This is a genomic window from Erwinia typographi (genome assembly GCF_000773975.1).
In the GTDB taxonomy this organism is placed as follows: Bacteria; Pseudomonadota; Gammaproteobacteria; order Enterobacterales; family Enterobacteriaceae; genus Erwinia; species Erwinia typographi.
In genome coordinates this window covers 49742-65046 of the sequence record NZ_JRUQ01000090.1, presented here as the reverse complement: position 1 = coordinate 65046, position 15305 = coordinate 49742, and the positions used below count along the sequence as shown (strand labels likewise).

Genomic DNA, 15305 nt, shown 5'->3' with positions numbered 1-15305 from the left:
CCGCCGCCGTGACCGCCACCACCGCCGCCGCCTGGAGGAGGGAAAATGCATCCGCTCAAGGCCGTTACCAACGCAATGACGCTCACTACTTTAATTAATTTACTCATTGTTATGTCCTCAAAGATACGTCGGCGCTGATAATAAGCGCCGCCACTCACGCCTACAATGCAGAATCCTCCGGTTAAGAGCCGTATTTACCCTTGCTCACCACGCTTAACGTTTTCCTGTCATAAACCAGCGACAATGCCGATACTTTTCGCCACTCCCGTAAAAAAACTCAGCGATTTACCGCGAGATCTCACCAGCAGGATCGCCGGGTTCGCCTTTACAACCGGGGCGTTTCCGTGCAATGTGAGCGCATAACATTTTAGAGATCTCCCGATGAAACCAGCCGCCTCTTTATCCCTGCAACAGCTACTGATCCACCGGGAGTGGGAAAACCCCGGCATCACGCAGCGTAATCGTCTGCCTGCTCATCCGCCGTTTTCTAGCTGGCGATCCCTTGAGGCAGCCAGGGACGATCGCCCTTCCGACAGCCGCCAGTCGCTTAACGGTCAGTGGAATTTCAGCTATTTCAGTCAGCCTGAACAGGTTCCCGACCTGTGGCTGCGCCACGATCTGCCGGATGCTCGTCTGATGACGGTGCCTTCAAACTGGCAGATGGCGGGCTATGACGCGCCAATTTATACCAACGTGCAGTACCCTATTCCCGTCACGCCGCCAAAGGTTCCGCTGGAGAATCCTACGGGATGCTATTCGTTAAAATTCGAATGTCGTCCCGAGTGGCTGGAAAGCGGGCAGACGCGGATTCAGTTTGAGGGCGTGAACTCTGCGTTTTATCTGTGGTGTAATGGCCACTTTATTGGCTATTCGCAGGACAGCCGGCTGACGGCGGACTTCGATCTCACCGCCGTACTGACTGACGGTGAAAACCGCCTCGCGGTATTAGTGCTGCGCTGGAGCGACGGCAGCTATCTGGAAGATCAGGATATGTGGCGCATGAGCGGCCTGTTTCGCGATGTCGCCCTGCTGCATAAGCCTGCCGTACGGCTTACCGACGTGCAGATTCAAACCCATCTCAGCGCGGAATATCACTCAGCGCAGCTGCAGGTGCTGGCGATCTGTTCGCTTGAGCAGGCCGGAGAGTATCAGGTCGGGGTGGAACTGTGGCGTCAAAACGTTCGCATCGGCGCCCTCCGCCAACCTTTTGGCAGCGCCGTAATTGATGAGCGCGGCTGCTACAGCGATCGCACGACCCTCTCCCTGCGGATAGAAAGCCCAGAGCTGTGGAGTGCGGAATCCCCCACTCTTTATCGCGCCACCGTGGCCCTGTTCGACCCTGAGGGAAACCTGCTGGAAGCAGAAGCTTATGACGTCGGCTTCCGTAAAATTGAGATCGACCAGGGTTTGCTGAAGCTCAACGGCAGGCCATTACTGATCCGCGGGGCTAACCGTCATGAACATCATCCTGAGCTGGGTCAGGTAATGGATGAGGCGACGATGATCCGCGATATCAAGCTGATGAAACAGCACAACTTCAACGCGGTGCGCTGCTCTCACTATCCCAACCATCCGCTCTGGTATCGCCTGTGCGATCGCTACGGGCTGTACGTGGTGGACGAAGCCAATATCGAGACCCACGGTATGCAGCCGATGAATCGCCTGGCGGACGATCCCAGTTGGTTTAATGCTTTCAGCGAGCGCGTCACGCGGATGGTGCAGCGCGATCGTAATCATGCCTGCATTATCATCTGGTCTCTGGGCAATGAATCGGGGCACGGAAGCACGCACGATGCGCTCTGGCGCTGGGTGAAAAGTCAGGATCCAACCCGTCCCGTTCAGTACGAAGGCGGCGGCGCGAACAGTGCCGCCACCGATATTCTCTGTCCGATGTACGCCAGGGTCGATCGGGATCAGCCTTTTGCGGCGGTGCCTAAATGGTCGCTAAAAAAATGGATCGGCCTGCCTGAAGAGACGCGCCCGCTGATCCTCTGTGAATATGCCCATGCGATGGGCAACAGCTTTGGCGGCTTTGCTAAATACTGGCAGGCGTTCAGGGCATTTCCCCGGTTGCAGGGGGGATTTGTCTGGGACTGGGTCGATCAGAGCCTGACGCGCTATGACCAGCAGGGCAACCCGTGGCAGGCCTACGGCGGCGATTTTGGCGATAAGCCTAACGACCGACAATTCTGCATGAATGGCCTGGTCTTTGCCGACCGGACGCCACACCCGGCCCTGTTCGAAGCCCAGCGCGCGCAGCAGTTTTTCCAGTTTGATCTGCTCGACGTCAGCCCGATAACGCTGCGCGTCCGCAGCGAATATCTGTTTCGCCACAGCGATAACGAAGTCCTGCGCTGGCGTATTGAACACAACGGGGTGAAGGTGGCGGGCGGCGAGCAGCGCCTGGCGGTCGCGCCCGAAGGCTCGCTGGTGGTGGAACTGGGAGAATTACCCGTTCTGAGCGAACAACTCTGGCTGAATGTCGAGGTGATCCAGCCGGAGGCCACCCGCTGGTCGGATGCGAATCATCGCGTTGCCTGGGATCAGTGGCCGCTCCCTGCCAGCCTGACGCTGCCAGCCCTGCCAACCCGGCTGGCGCTGCCCGAAATCCATGAAGCCGCCGGGCTGATTGAGATCCGCCATCAGCATCAGCGCTGGCACTTTTGCCGACAAAGCGGCGAGCTGGTGCAGTGGTTGATTGATGAGCAGCCGCAGCTGCTTTCGCCGCTGCGCGACAATTTTACCCGCGCACCGCTGGATAACGATATCGGCATCAGCGAAGTGAGCAAAGTAGACCCCAACGCCTGGGTAGAACGCTGGCAGCGGGCGGGCTTTAATCAGCTGGAGCCTCAGCTGCTTGAGCTACAGGCCGACAGGCTTAGCCAGAGCGTCCAGCTGACGACGACCCACGCTTATAAACATCAGGGCTCGCTGCTGTTTATCAGCCGCAAGCGCTACCTGGTTGATGAAGCTGGGGAGATGCACCTTCAGGTGGACGTTATCATCGCGGAAGGTCTGCCGGAACCGGCCAGAATCGGCCTGTGCTGCCAGCTAAGCGAAGCTGTCGAAAGCGTCAGTTGGCTGGGGCTGGGACCACACGAAAACTACCCGGATCGCCAGCTGTCGGCGCAATTTTCCCAGTGGTCGCTGCCACTGGACGATCTGTACACGCCCTATGTGTTCCCCTGTGAAAACGGCTTGCGATGCGGCACCAGGCGGCTTCAGCTCGGCAAATTCAGCCTCGCCGGAGAGTTTCACTTCTCCGTCAGCCGCTTTAGCCAGCAGCAGCTGCGGGAGGTCACGCATCGCCATCTGCTACGGCAGGAGCCTGGCTGCTGGCTGGTCCTCGACGGCTATCATATGGGCGTAGGCGGAGATGACTCCTGGAGCCCAAGCGTCAGCCCGGAATATTTGCTGTCAGCCCGGCGTTATCATTATGCGCTGACGCTGAAAGCAACGACGTAATCCGCTGTATGCCTGGCGCTAACCCTGTCAGGCCGGACTGGCCGACACCAGCTTACGGCGCTTCCAGCTGACAATAAGCTGAACGGTATTGATCAGCACCACAAAGGCGGTGGCGGCAAAGACCCAGCGAAAGCCGCCGATAGCCGAAACGCCGGAGCCAATCAGCGGCCCCACGACGTTCCCAAGATACATAAACGACTGGTTATAGCCAAAAATGCGGCCGGTGACGCGGTCGCTGGAATAACGTAACAGCAGGGTTTGCACCGCTGGCATCATCGCGCCGTCAGCAAAGCCAAGCAGGAAGCGAAGCACGCCCAACTGCAGGGCGCTGCCCGCCCAGGACATCGCCATAAACAGCACAAACGTCAGAATGAGTGCGACGATCAGGATGCGCTCTGCACCGATACGATCGCCCAGCCGGCCAAGTTTTGGCGCGGAAAAAAGCGCAGAAATGCCGGGGATAGCCGCTACCACGCCGCTGATAAAGGCAATGTTCTGCACGTCTGGCTCCAGCTGTCGCACGAACAGCGTCAGAATCGGGCTGATAGAGCCGTTACACAGCTGAATAACCAGCGTAGTCAGAAACAGGCTGATAATCAGGCCAGGGTTTCCCAGTGAACGGAAGACCATGCTGCCGGACATTTTATCCTCTTTCTTCACTCTGGGCTGCCCACCCTCTTTGATCAGGAAAAAGGTGATCAGAAAGCTGGTCATCAACAGTGCCGAAGTAATCAGAAATACCGCACGCAGTCCGACCCAATCCGCAAGAAAGCCCCCCATCACCGGCCCCATAATCACCCCGCAAATTTGCGCGGTGGTCACCATGCTCATCGCCCATCCGCTGCGCTCGCGCGGAACCTGGGTAGCCACCAGCGCCATCGCGTTGGGAATATAGCCTGAGGTCAGCCCCATCAGCGCGCGCAGCAGGAACAGCTGCCAGACATCGGTCACAAAAGCCTGGAGGAAAATCACCACGCCCATGCCCAGCGAGGCGCGCAGCAACATCAGCTTGCGGCCCTTACGGTCGGCCAGGCTTCCCCACATCGGCGAAACCACCGCTGATACCATAAAGGTCACGCTGAAAATAAGCCCGGACCAGAGGGGCAGCGCGCTGGGGTCGGTAACGCCCAGTTGCTCAACATAGAGCGGCAGAAAAGGGATGATTTGGCTAATAGCAAGGCCGGTGAACAGACAGCCGAACCAGACTGAGATGAGGTTAACCTTCCAGGATTCCATCTTGCTGTACAGAGAGCCTTAATGACAAAAGTAGGAACCGAAGTGTAACAAGGGCATTTTAGCAATGAGTGGCAAATAAGGGGATAACAATAATTTTGACATTTTCCACTAGCGGCACGGCTTCTGCTAACGGAGATCCGCTCTGTTGGCGGCGATTCATGCGGTGCGGGGAGTGTTTATCACTGCCTGATGAGAGGTGTGAAGGCCAGCCAGGCCATAAACGCAAAAACCCGCCAGAAGGCGGGTTTTCGTATTCTCGCAGGCCTGGTTCGCAGAGTAAACTCCGCGCTGGCTGGCGAAAAGTTCTCTAATTACAGCGCAGTGACGTTAGCAGCTGCTGGGCCTTTCTGGCCGTTTTCGATAGAGAACTCAACTTTCTGACCTTCTTCCAGCGTTTTGAAGCCGCCGTTCTGGATTGCAGAGAAGTGTACGAATACGTCTTTGCTGCCGTCGGTTGGGGAGATGAAGCCGAAACCTTTCTCAGCGTTGAACCATTTTACTAAACCAGTCATTTTGTTAGACATTTGTCTTTCCTTCAATAAGTATTAAGCCGCAATGGGCACGGGGTTTGTCAACAGGGAGGACTTATGAGGCACTTAAGAAGGAAGTCAGGAAGAGATATCTAAGATAACCTTTTACTGAAAACTGCTTTACTAAAATTGCTCGCATACGTTGTCTGTTTCAAAACCGACGGTGCATTTACTCATAACGTCGGATGCAGTACAAGTGCTGATAGTTAAAAAAAATGAAATAACAGATAACACACTGATTTAAAATGATAATTATTTTCATGCTGCTGGACGCCAATCTGTAATTAACAATCCGATCTACAGTTTTGTCACAATGGATTCACCAAAAAATCCGTTTCGCAGACGGAAACGGCCCGACGCAGACGCCAATTGCCACGATGAGCAACGTAATAACTGGGCATTCAGGCATGATATTTTCTTCAAAATTTCAGAGAGTAAAATATGTTCGAACTTTTTAAAGCGATAGGTTTGGGGCTGGTGATACTGCTGCCGCTGGCCAATCCCTTAACTACCGTGGCGCTGTTTTTGGGGCTGGCTGGAGACATGAACTACAGCGAGCGTAATCGCCAGTCGATGCAGGCTTCCATCTACGTGTTTATTATTATGACCGTAGCTTATTATGCCGGTAATGCGGTGATGGATACCTTTGGCATCTCTATTCCGGGCTTGCGCATGGCCGGCGGGTTAATCGTAGCGTTTATTGGCTTTCGTATGCTTTTTCCTCAGCAGCAGGCTGGCCACTCGATTGAAGCCTCCCATAAGCTGGACGAAATTAACACTCGCAAATCCGTGAATATCGCCTTTGTTCCGCTGGCGATGCCCAGCACGGCAGGCCCCGGAACCCTGGCAATGATCATCAGCGGCGCCTCTACCATTCATGACAGTACGCAGTTCACTCCCTGGGTACTGACCGTAGCGCCGGTTTTAACCTTCCTCAGCGTTAGCGTTATCCTGTGGATTAGCCTGCGTAGCTCAGGCGGCATCATGCGCCTGGTCGGTAAAGGCGGTATTGAAGCCATCTCCCGTCTGATGGGCTTTTTGCTGGTGTGCATGGGCGTGCAGTTCATTATTAACGGCGTTTCAGAAGTGATCACGACCTGGCCTGCGTCCTGATAATTGAATCTCTTTCCGGCCCAAATCAATCAGAGAATTGGGCCAGTTTTCCCGCCCCTTGCGCTGGCAGAGAAAGCACAATGAAAAATATTTCTGGTTGTTACTGGATTTCCTGTTCCCGCCATCTAGAGTAATAAAAATCTCCGCCAGATTATTTTTCGGGCTAAGTGGCGATTGACCGTTCTGGTTAATCGGATCGAATTGAAACGTTTTATTTCCCTGATCTCATCGGTTAGCCGTTGGGCAATCGATGGCGCTTTTTCTGGAGGTTCACGGTGGCACATTATTCGCCCGGCGCAGGTCGCGCAATCACCGATTATTTTAACAGTCCGGCATTCCATGCACCGAAAGAAAGTGAACTGCTGGCGGCAATCCTGACCGAGCTGATGCACCGCGGACGGCCTGCCACCAGCAAAGTAATTATTGCGACGGTTATTGCCAGGCTGGAAGGCGAAATGGATGAGGCGATGCTGCAAGGGTATCGCAATCTGCTGACGCAGCTGCTGGAAGATAAAGAAGACTAACGCATTCAGTGAAACCCAAAATACCAGAAAAGCGCAATTTCCGGCTTCTGGGAGGCCATCGCGCAATAAAGATCGCGATCGATGCCGCCCAGCCGGAATGACAGACAAAAAAAACCCGCACGAGGCGGGAACAAGACGAGCATTGCATGTTTCGCAGTGACCAGCGGATCACATTTATTCGTTGCTACCCTACAGCCCTGAGATTGCAGTCTTGTGACAGGCTAAGGGGATTTTGCTGAGATAATACAGGGTGACCTCCCGCTACGGGAACGCTGACCCGGTTTTTATCCGCAGTAGACGCGGGTAATATTTCCCTGTACATCACCCATAAAATTCAAACGGTTAAGATTGAAATCCATGGTCACCGCAGAGTTATGCGGGATGGCTCGGACCGGATGCTCAAAACGCAGCCCGTCAATCGCGGACAGCGGCTTACCCAGATACTGCTGATACTCAGAAGCGCCACAGCGATCCGATTCCGGGTCTACCGTCGCGGAAGTGCCCCCCGTCTTTGACGCCGCCTGGCATCCTGATAACGCCACCAGCGCGGCAATAACGGCAATTTTTCCATAAGGTTGCATAACTTCTCTCCTGTGCGTTTATCTTCAACAATCCGCTAAAAGCCTAACAGACAGCGGCGCGGGATGATAATCGCTTTTCGCCTCAGGGTTTGTTTCTGCGATCGACTGCAAAAAGGCACGAACCGCGCCTTTCCTGGCCCATATCCAGCGCTATAATTTGAGAATTATCTTAGACAGGAGGATATTATGGAACTGATGATATTTGTACTGTACGCCGTGGTAATGACTCTGGTAGCCATCAGGGTACGTTAGGTAAAACGCCCCTCTCTCGGGCTTTTCATCACGACAGACAGGGCTCAGCGCACACCTCGACAGTTTTCGTTACGCTTGCTACCATCCGCCAATGCCAGCCCGAGAGACACCGCAATGAATAATCCTGCCGACAGAATTGCCTGCTCGCTGCTGTGTGTGGGCATGTGCCTTGTCTGGTACACGATTACGGTGATGGTCAGCGCGCTGCCGGGCTTCCCTTCTTTGATTGCCAGCGGCATGATGATGCCGGTTCTCTGCGTGCTGGAATTTTCCGCGCTGGTGCCGCTTTATTACTGTTATGCAAAGCGCTACAGCAATATCCCTTTTGGCAGCCTGCGTCTACGCCAGGCGCTGGTGTTTAGCATACTGCTGCTGTGCCTGATCGTCTCCCAGTCCTTTTATCTCCAGCAGGAGAGCTGGACAGGAGGGCAGTTTGGCGAGGCGCAGAGCAAGCTTTTGCTGTTTTCACTGGCCGTAGTCCTGCTGGCTCCGGTGTTTGAAGAGATATTGTTTCGAGGATTTGTACTGCAAGGACTGCTGCTGTGGGCTCCCAGGCAGCGACTGGCCTGCGCGCTGCTAACCTCGGTAGGCTTTGCCGCAATGCATACCCAGTACTCCCATCCACAAACGCTGATCGCCCTGACCGCCCTGTCACTGCTACTGTGCTACGCGCGCATAATTTCCGGCGGCCTCAAGCTACCAATCTTCCTGCATATGCTGAATAACCTGATTGGCGTCTCTCCCTGGCTCTGGCAGCTCACAACGGGCTAAAACTGTGCTGACCTATATAACCGCCTCCCTGTCGTTATAACTTATTCATCTATTGATAGCGGATAATCTACTATTTATCAGATGGTCTACTCACTTACACTCGCGGACAACTAACTGGTAAGGAAACGTCATGAAAACTCTAGTCCCGTCAATCATCGCCCTTGCGCTGGCCGGCTCGTTTACTGCTCACGCCGCCACCCCGCCGGATACGCTGGTCATTGCCCAGTCGATTGATGATGCCAGCAGCTTCGATCCCGCCGAAGGGTTTGAGCTCACGTCGGTGCAGGCGTTTACCAACCTCTACCAGCGACTGGTTCAGTCCGATCCGCAGAATCCTACCGATCTCAAGCCGACCCTGGCCGTTTCCTGGCAACCCGGCAGCGATAATCGCAGCATGACCTTCACGCTACGCGATGGAGCGAAGTTTGCCTCCGGCAATCCGGTTCGACCAGAAGACGTGATCTTCTCCCTTAGTCGCGTGGTGAAGCTAAACCTCGATCCCTCATTTATCCTTACCCAGCTCGGCTGGACTAAGGACAATGTCGACGCGCAGTTGAAAAAAATCGACGATTCCCACGTCCAGATTAGCTGGACCGCCAACGTCAGCCCAACCTACGTACTGAGCCTGCTGGCCGCGCCGGTCTCCTCCATTGTCGATGAGAAAACCGCGCTGGCGAACGCCAAAAATAATGACTTCGGCAACAAATGGCTGGCCGTCCACTCCGCGGGGAGCGGCCCGTATCAGATCCGTAAATATATCCCGCATGAGGTGGTTCTCCTTTCGGCTAACCCCAGTTCGCCTGGCGGCGCGCCGCACCTGAAAAACGTGCTGATCAAAAACGTCCCGGAACCCGCCGCGCGCCGTCTGCTGCTTGAGCAGGGCGATGCGGATATCGCCCGCAACCTGGGAGCCGATCAGATCGCCGCGCTGAAGGGCAAACCGGGCGTTAAGCCGCTGGCAATCCCGATGGCCTCGCTTTACTACATGCAATTTAATATTGACGCTAACCCGGTGCTAAAAAATCCGGCGCTGTGGGAGGCGTCGCGCTATCTCTTTGACTATCACGGTATTGCTGACGACCTGCTGAAAGGACAGTTCCAGGTGCATCAGGCATTCCTGCCTGAAGGCTTCCTCGGCGCGCTAAACGACACGCCGTACAGTTACGATCCAGAAAAGGCCAAAGCGATTCTGAAAAAAGCCGGGCTGAGCAACGCCAGCTTCAAGCTGAGCGTCAGCAATCAGCCGCCGTACCTGGACATTGCCCAGGCGCTACAGGCCAGCTTTGCCCGGGGCGGCATTAAAGTCGAGCTGATCCCAGGACTGAGCAGTGAAGTCTCAACTGCCGTGAAGGCACATAAGTATGAGGCCACGCTGAACGCCTGGGGTGCGGACTACTTCGATCCCAACACCAACGCCGCAGCCTTTGCTTACAATCCGGAAGACGGCAGCAAAACGCTGGCCTGGCGTTCTAACTGGCATATCCCCGAACTGAACAAGCAGACGCTGGCCGCCACGGCCGAGAGTGATAACGCGAAACGCGTTGAGCTTTACCAGAATATGCAGCGGGAAATAATGAAAAACTCCCCTTACGTGGTTGGACTCCAGGCCCGTAACCTGATCGCCCTGCGCGATAATCTGAAAGGCTACGTACAGGGGATTAATCCGGATATGGTCTACTACGGCCAGGTCAGCAAGTAATGTCAGGGTTCGCTGCTCAAGCCGGGTCCGCCCGGCTTTTCTGGTTACGCGGTGGACGACTGTTCACCGGGCTGGCGTCGCTGGCCGTGACGCTGCTTGGCCTGCTGGCCTTCACCTTTATGCTCTCGCACCTCTCGCCGGTCGATCCGGTGCTACAGGTCGCGGGCGATCACGCCAGTGAATCCACCTATGCCCAGGTTCGCCATGATTTAGGCCTCGACGAATCGCTGCCAATGCAGTTCTGGCACTATCTGGCGCATCTCGCTCACGGTGACCTGGGGATCTCCCGCCTGACCAATCAGCCGGTAACCAGCGATCTGCTGCGTACTTTCCCGGCTACGATTGAGCTGGCAACCTGTGCGATGATCTTCGGCGCGACCTTTGGCATTGTGCTGGCGCTGCTGGCGGCCTGGAAACCGGGCAGCTTGCCAGACACCCTCGCCCGTCTGATTTCGCTGCTGGGCTATTCGGTGCCGGTGTTCTGGCTCGGCCTGCTTGGCCTGCTGCTGTTCTATGCTGTACTGCACTGGTCAGCGGGGCCGGGGCAGCTGGACGATATCTGGATTTACACCTTCGAGCCTAAAACCGGTCTGGTACTGGTCGATAGCTGGCTTTCCGGCGACAGGGAGATGCTGCGCAATGCCATTGCCCATCTCTGGCTGCCGGTGGTGGTGCTTGGGCTGCTGGCGATGGCCGGCATTACCCGACTGCTCCGCGCGGCGCTGCTGGAAGAGAGCAGTAAAGAGTACGTCACGCTGGCGCGGGCCAAAGGAGCCAGCCGCGGGCGAATTTTACTGCTTCACGTATTTCCTAACGTGCGCGGCACGCTGATTACCGTGCTGGCGCTCTCCTATGCCACGCTGCTGGAAGGTTCGGTGCTGACCGAGACCGTCTTTGCCTGGCCTGGCGTAGGACGCTATATGACCAACGCCCTGTTCGCCTCCGATACGCCGGCCATTCTTGGCTCCACGCTGCTGATAGGCGGCTGCTTTATTGCCCTGAACGCGCTGGCGGATGCGTTAACCTGGCTCACCGATCCGAGAACCCGATGACGCAAAACCTTACCGATCTGGACAGCGTGGCGCCCAGTCGCCGTCGTGGTCCCCGCTTCACGTCGCTGGCTATCGGCGGCACGCTGGTCGCCATCCTGCTGCTGGCCGCGCTGTTTGCGCCGCTGCTGGCGCCCTTCGATCCCAATGCTCAGCTGATGTCGGCACGCCTGCTGCCGCCCTCTGAGCTACACTGGCTGGGCACCGATGGATTTGGACGCGACCTCTACTCAAGAGTGATTTATGGCGCGCGTCCCACTCTGCTGCTGGTCTCGCTGATCCTGGTGCTGACCATTCCCTTTGGTTTGCTGGTGGGGATTTGTGCCGGCTACCTTGGCGGCTGGACCGAGCGGGTGCTGATGCGTTTTACCGATATCTTCCTTTCGCTGCCCAGCCTGGTGATTGCGCTGGCGCTGGTCGCGATGCTCGGTCCGGGCCTGATGAACGGCGCGCTGGCGCTGGCGCTGACCAGCTGGCCGCCCTTTGCGCGTCAGGCGCGCGCCGAAACGCTGGCGCTGCGCCGCAGTGATTATCTGGCCGCCGCCAGAATGCAGGGAATTAACGGCCTGCGTCTGATGTTTGGTCATATCCTGCCGCTCTGCCTGCCCAGCGCGGTGGTTCGGGCCGCGCTCAGCCTTGGCGGTATCATTCTCTCCGCCGCGGGTCTGGGATTTCTCGGCATGGGCGTGCAGCCTCCGACCGCCGAATGGGGGTCGATGGTTGCCGAAGGCAGCAAAGTCATTTTTGACCAGTGGTGGGTGGCAGCGGCGCCAGGCGGTGCCATTCTGTTTGCCAGCCTGGCCTTTAATCTGACGGGCGACGGCCTGCGTGACCGACTGGATACCCGACATGGCAACTGATTCCACACCGCTGATCGTCGCCGACAGGCTGAAAATCGTCAGCGCCGAAGGCACGCCGCTGGTTAAAGACATCAGCTTTACGCTGGGCCGCGAGCGGCTGGCGCTGGTCGGCGAATCCGGCTCGGGTAAATCGCTGACCGCACGCAGCCTGATGGGGCTGCTGTCGTCAGACCTGCGGCTTGAAGCCACCACGCTGAATGTCGCAGGGGAAAATGCCCTGACGTTAAGCGAACGGCGCTGGAACCGGCTCAGAGGCAGCCAGCTGGCGATGGTCATGCAGGACCCGAAATATGCGTTAAACCCTCTGCGCACCATCGGCTGGCAGGTTGCGGAACCGCTGAAGCTGCACGTCAGGCTCAGCCGGGCAGAGATCAACGAGAAAGTTTGCGAAATGCTTGATGCCGTCGGCCTGCCGCATCCTCAGCAGTTAATGAAGCGTTATCCTCATCAGCTTTCTGGCGGCATGGGCCAGCGCGTGATGCTGGCAATAGCGCTGATCGCCGATCCAAAGTGCCTGATCGCCGATGAGCCCACCTCGGCGCTGGATCATGCCATGCGCGATCAGGTGCTGGCGCTGATCCGTCGCCTTGTTGAACAGCGCAACATGGGCCTGCTGTTAATCAGCCACGATTTGCAGCAGGTTTCTGAGCACTGCGAGCGGGTGATGGTGATGTACCGTGGCAACATTGTGGATACGCTTGCCGCCGCCGACCTGCCAAAAGCGACGCATCCCTATACGCAAACGCTGTGGTCCTGCCGCCCAAGCAAGGCGACTAAAGGCCAGCCCTTACCGGTGCTGGATCGTGCTGCCGTGGAGGCCTGGCGTGAAGATGATTGAACTGAACAAGCTGAGCGTCTCCCATCGCCAGGGTTATGAACAGCGAACCGTGGTGCACGACGTATCGCTTGAGGTGCAGGCCGGAGAGTGTTTTGGCCTGGTTGGCCCTTCAGGCTGCGGCAAGTCATCTCTGCTGTGGGTGATGGCGGGGCTGAACCTGAACTGGCAGGGTGGGATGCAGCTTGCTGGGCATACCATTAAGCCTGGAAAGCCATTTAGCGGCCAGCTGCGTCAGGATGTCCAGATGGTGTTTCAGGATCCCTACGCTTCGCTGCATCCCCGCCATCGGCTGCGCCGCACGCTGGCTGAACCGCTGAAACTGTTGAAAAAGACCGATATTAACCCTCGGATCGACGAGGGATTTCGCCACGTCGGACTGGACCCGGCGCTGGCCGAACGCTATCCGCATCAGCTTTCAGGCGGGCAACGTCAGCGCGTGGCTATTGTACGGGCGCTGCTGCTGGAGCCAAAAATTTTGCTGCTTGATGAACCTACTTCGGCGCTGGATATGTCGGTGCAGGCGGAGATCCTCAATCTGCTAAATGGTCTGAAGCAGCAGGATGGCCTGACGATGGTGCTGGTGAGCCACGATCCGGACGTGATCGATCATATGTGCGATCGTGCGGTACGGATGGATCGCGGGCATATCGTCGGCTGATGTTCCGCGCTGGCTGGCCGCCTGCGGCCAGCCATAACCTGTTGATCTGCCTAATGTCTTAAACAGAATACGCTTGCCGGAATTGGCATTTCCCTGCCGCGCCATTCTGCCTATAGTCCTGATATCGCTTCTTTTCCAGGACATGCCGATGCTAAAACTACTGCCCGTTGCCCTTGCCTGCGCGCTGGGGCTGTCTGCCCCTGGCTATGCCGCTACCCCCGCCGATACGCTGATTGTTGCCATCCCGCTAGACGGCATTATCAGCTTTGATCCGGCCGAAAGCTTTGAGACCGTCAGCACCAGCAGTCTGATTAACGTTTATCAGAAGCTGGTTGACGCTGGCCGTGACGATCCGCGCCAGCTGGTGACGCAGTTGGCTACCCACTGGCAGCCCGGAAGCAGCGAACACAGCCTGCTTTTTACCCTGAAACCTGACGCGAAATTCGCCAGCGGGAATCCGGTAACGCCAAAAGATGTCATATATTCCCTGACGCGCGGCGTAAAATTAAATAAAACCCCGGCGTTTATTCTTAACGAGTTTGGCTGGACGGCGGAAAATATTGACTCACAGTTTGTTCAGCGCGGGAATAATCAACTGGAAATTCGCTGGGCCTCACCGATTGGTCGCGACCTGGCCTTACGGCTGCTCAGCGCCCCGGTCGCCTCCATCATTGACAGCAGGCTTGCTGAGCAGCACGCCAGCAATAACGATTTCGGCAACGGCTGGCTGAAAACGCACTCAGCCGGCAGCGCGGCCTACGCCATTAAAAACTATGTGCCTCAGCAGGCGCTGGTGCTGGAGCAGAACCCCAATGCGGCCACGCCTCCTAAACTCAAAAGGGTGATCCTGAAAGGGGTGACCGATGCTGGCTCGCGCAGGCTGCTGTTAGAGCAGGGAGATGCGGACGTGGCCTACGATCTGGGTGCCGATCAGTTTGATGCGCTGAAGAAAGTCGCTTCCGTCCGGGTAGCCAGTTTCCCTTCCAGCCTGATTTATTACCTGGGCTTTAACACCCAGGATAAGCAGCAACCCGCGCTGGGCAATCCGGCGCTCTGGCAGGCCGCCCGCTGGCTGGTTGACTACAACAGCATTTCGCAGCAGCTGCTGAAAGGACAGTATCAGGTCCACCAGGCATTTTTACCGCAGGGCTTTGATGGCGCACTGGCCAACCAACCGTTCAAATACGATCTGGCGAAGGCAAAAGATATTTTGCAAAAAGGCGGGATCGCGCCGGGCACCCATTTCTCTCTGACCATTGTCAATCAGCCACCTTACACTGACGTGGCGCAGGCTTTACAGGCAAGCTTTGCTAAAGCCGATATCCAGATCGACATTCAGCCCGTGGCCGAAGCCGAGCTTTGGGCAAAAATGCGCAGCCGTAATTTCCAGTCGATCTTTATCTATTGGGGGGCGGATTACATTGATCCGAATACCAATGCCAGCACCTTTGCCTATAACGTGCCGAACGGCCCTAAAACTCTGGCCTGGCGAGTAGGCTGGTCAATTCCGAAACTGAGTGCGGAAACCAGGGCGGCGGCGGCAGAGAACGACGTGAAAAAACGCAACGCGCTGTATCAGCAGCTTCAGACTGAAGTGCAGCAAAATTCGCCTTACGTCGTGACGCTACAGGGGCAAAAGCTGGTAGGTTTGCGCAGCTCGGTTCAGGGCGCGCAGCAGGGAATTGGCGGCAGCATGTTGTATTATGACCAGGTCAGCAAATAAGGTTGC

Annotated in this window: 13 protein-coding genes; 10 read left to right on the top strand and 3 right to left on the bottom strand. The window is 56.5% G+C overall.

Annotation, left to right across the window (positions count from 1 at the left end; all coding sequences use genetic code 11):
- The first annotated feature begins 381 nt into the window (after window positions 1-381).
- Window positions 382-3465 carry a beta-galactosidase gene (locus tag NG99_RS25155; protein WP_034899120.1) on the top strand — a complete coding sequence of 1028 codons (3084 nt, stop codon included), beginning with the start codon at window positions 382-384 and terminating at the stop codon, window positions 3463-3465.
- A gap of 27 nt (window positions 3466-3492) precedes the next feature.
- Here the strand turns inward: NG99_RS25155 and NG99_RS25150 are convergent, their stop codons facing one another.
- Both NG99_RS25150 and cspE read right to left on the bottom strand, forming a co-directional pair.
- The gene (locus NG99_RS25150; protein WP_034899118.1) at window positions 3493-4701 is read right to left on the bottom strand and encodes a multidrug efflux MFS transporter; all 1209 of its coding nucleotides are present in this window, start codon (window positions 4699-4701) and stop codon (window positions 3493-3495) included.
- A gap of 311 nt (window positions 4702-5012) precedes the next feature.
- Complete coding sequence (gene cspE, locus NG99_RS25145) at window positions 5013-5225, bottom strand: transcription antiterminator/RNA stability regulator CspE (RefSeq protein ID WP_013200976.1); 213 nt, start codon at window positions 5223-5225, stop codon at window positions 5013-5015.
- A gap of 447 nt (window positions 5226-5672) precedes the next feature.
- On the opposite strand from cspE, the gene NG99_RS25140 reads away from it, so the two are divergent.
- Both NG99_RS25140 and NG99_RS25135 read left to right on the top strand, forming a co-directional pair.
- The gene (locus tag NG99_RS25140; protein WP_034899115.1) at window positions 5673-6344 is read left to right on the top strand and encodes a MarC family NAAT transporter; all 672 of its coding nucleotides are present in this window, start codon (window positions 5673-5675) and stop codon (window positions 6342-6344) included.
- Window positions 6345-6619: 275 nt separating this feature from the next.
- Entirely contained in the window at window positions 6620-6868 is a 249-nt protein-coding gene (locus NG99_RS25135; RefSeq protein WP_034899112.1) for a biofilm development regulator YmgB/AriR family protein, read from the top strand.
- A 284-nt stretch (window positions 6869-7152) separates the two neighbouring features.
- Here NG99_RS25135 and NG99_RS25130 read toward each other — a convergent pair whose 3' ends face one another.
- A complete protein-coding gene (locus tag NG99_RS25130) occupies window positions 7153-7449 on the bottom strand; it encodes an I78 family peptidase inhibitor (protein ID WP_034899110.1) in 297 nt (98 codons plus the stop codon).
- A gap of 366 nt (window positions 7450-7815) precedes the next feature.
- On the opposite strand from NG99_RS25130, the gene NG99_RS25125 reads away from it, so the two are divergent.
- The 7 genes from NG99_RS25125 (at window position 7816) to NG99_RS25095 (ending at window position 15299) form a co-directional block, all read left to right on the top strand.
- Window positions 7816-8472, top strand: a complete 657-nt coding sequence (locus tag NG99_RS25125) for a CPBP family intramembrane glutamic endopeptidase (RefSeq protein WP_034899109.1) — start codon at window positions 7816-7818, stop codon at window positions 8470-8472.
- 130 nt (window positions 8473-8602) lie between these two features.
- Complete coding sequence (locus NG99_RS25120; RefSeq protein WP_034899107.1) at window positions 8603-10171, top strand: ABC transporter substrate-binding protein; 1569 nt, start codon at window positions 8603-8605, stop codon at window positions 10169-10171.
- The gene (locus NG99_RS25115) at window positions 10171-11223 is read left to right on the top strand and encodes an ABC transporter permease (RefSeq protein WP_034899104.1); all 1053 of its coding nucleotides are present in this window, start codon (window positions 10171-10173) and stop codon (window positions 11221-11223) included. The genes NG99_RS25120 and NG99_RS25115 overlap by 1 nt, the downstream gene beginning before the upstream one ends.
- Window positions 11220-12080 (top strand): ABC transporter permease, encoded by an 861-nt coding sequence (locus NG99_RS25110; protein ID WP_034899103.1) that lies wholly within the window; start codon window positions 11220-11222, stop codon window positions 12078-12080. Before NG99_RS25115 ends, NG99_RS25110 begins: the two co-directional genes overlap by 4 nt.
- Window positions 12070-12918 carry an ABC transporter ATP-binding protein gene (locus tag NG99_RS25105; RefSeq protein WP_034899100.1) on the top strand — a complete coding sequence of 283 codons (849 nt, stop codon included), beginning with the start codon at window positions 12070-12072 and terminating at the stop codon, window positions 12916-12918. The genes NG99_RS25110 and NG99_RS25105 overlap by 11 nt, the downstream gene beginning before the upstream one ends.
- Window positions 12911-13576 (top strand): ABC transporter ATP-binding protein, encoded by a 666-nt coding sequence (locus NG99_RS25100; protein ID WP_034899098.1) that lies wholly within the window; start codon window positions 12911-12913, stop codon window positions 13574-13576. The genes NG99_RS25105 and NG99_RS25100 overlap by 8 nt, the downstream gene beginning before the upstream one ends.
- A gap of 148 nt (window positions 13577-13724) precedes the next feature.
- Window positions 13725-15299 carry an ABC transporter substrate-binding protein gene (locus NG99_RS25095; protein WP_052130874.1) on the top strand — a complete coding sequence of 525 codons (1575 nt, stop codon included), beginning with the start codon at window positions 13725-13727 and terminating at the stop codon, window positions 15297-15299.
- The last annotated feature ends 6 nt before the right edge of the window (window positions 15300-15305 follow it).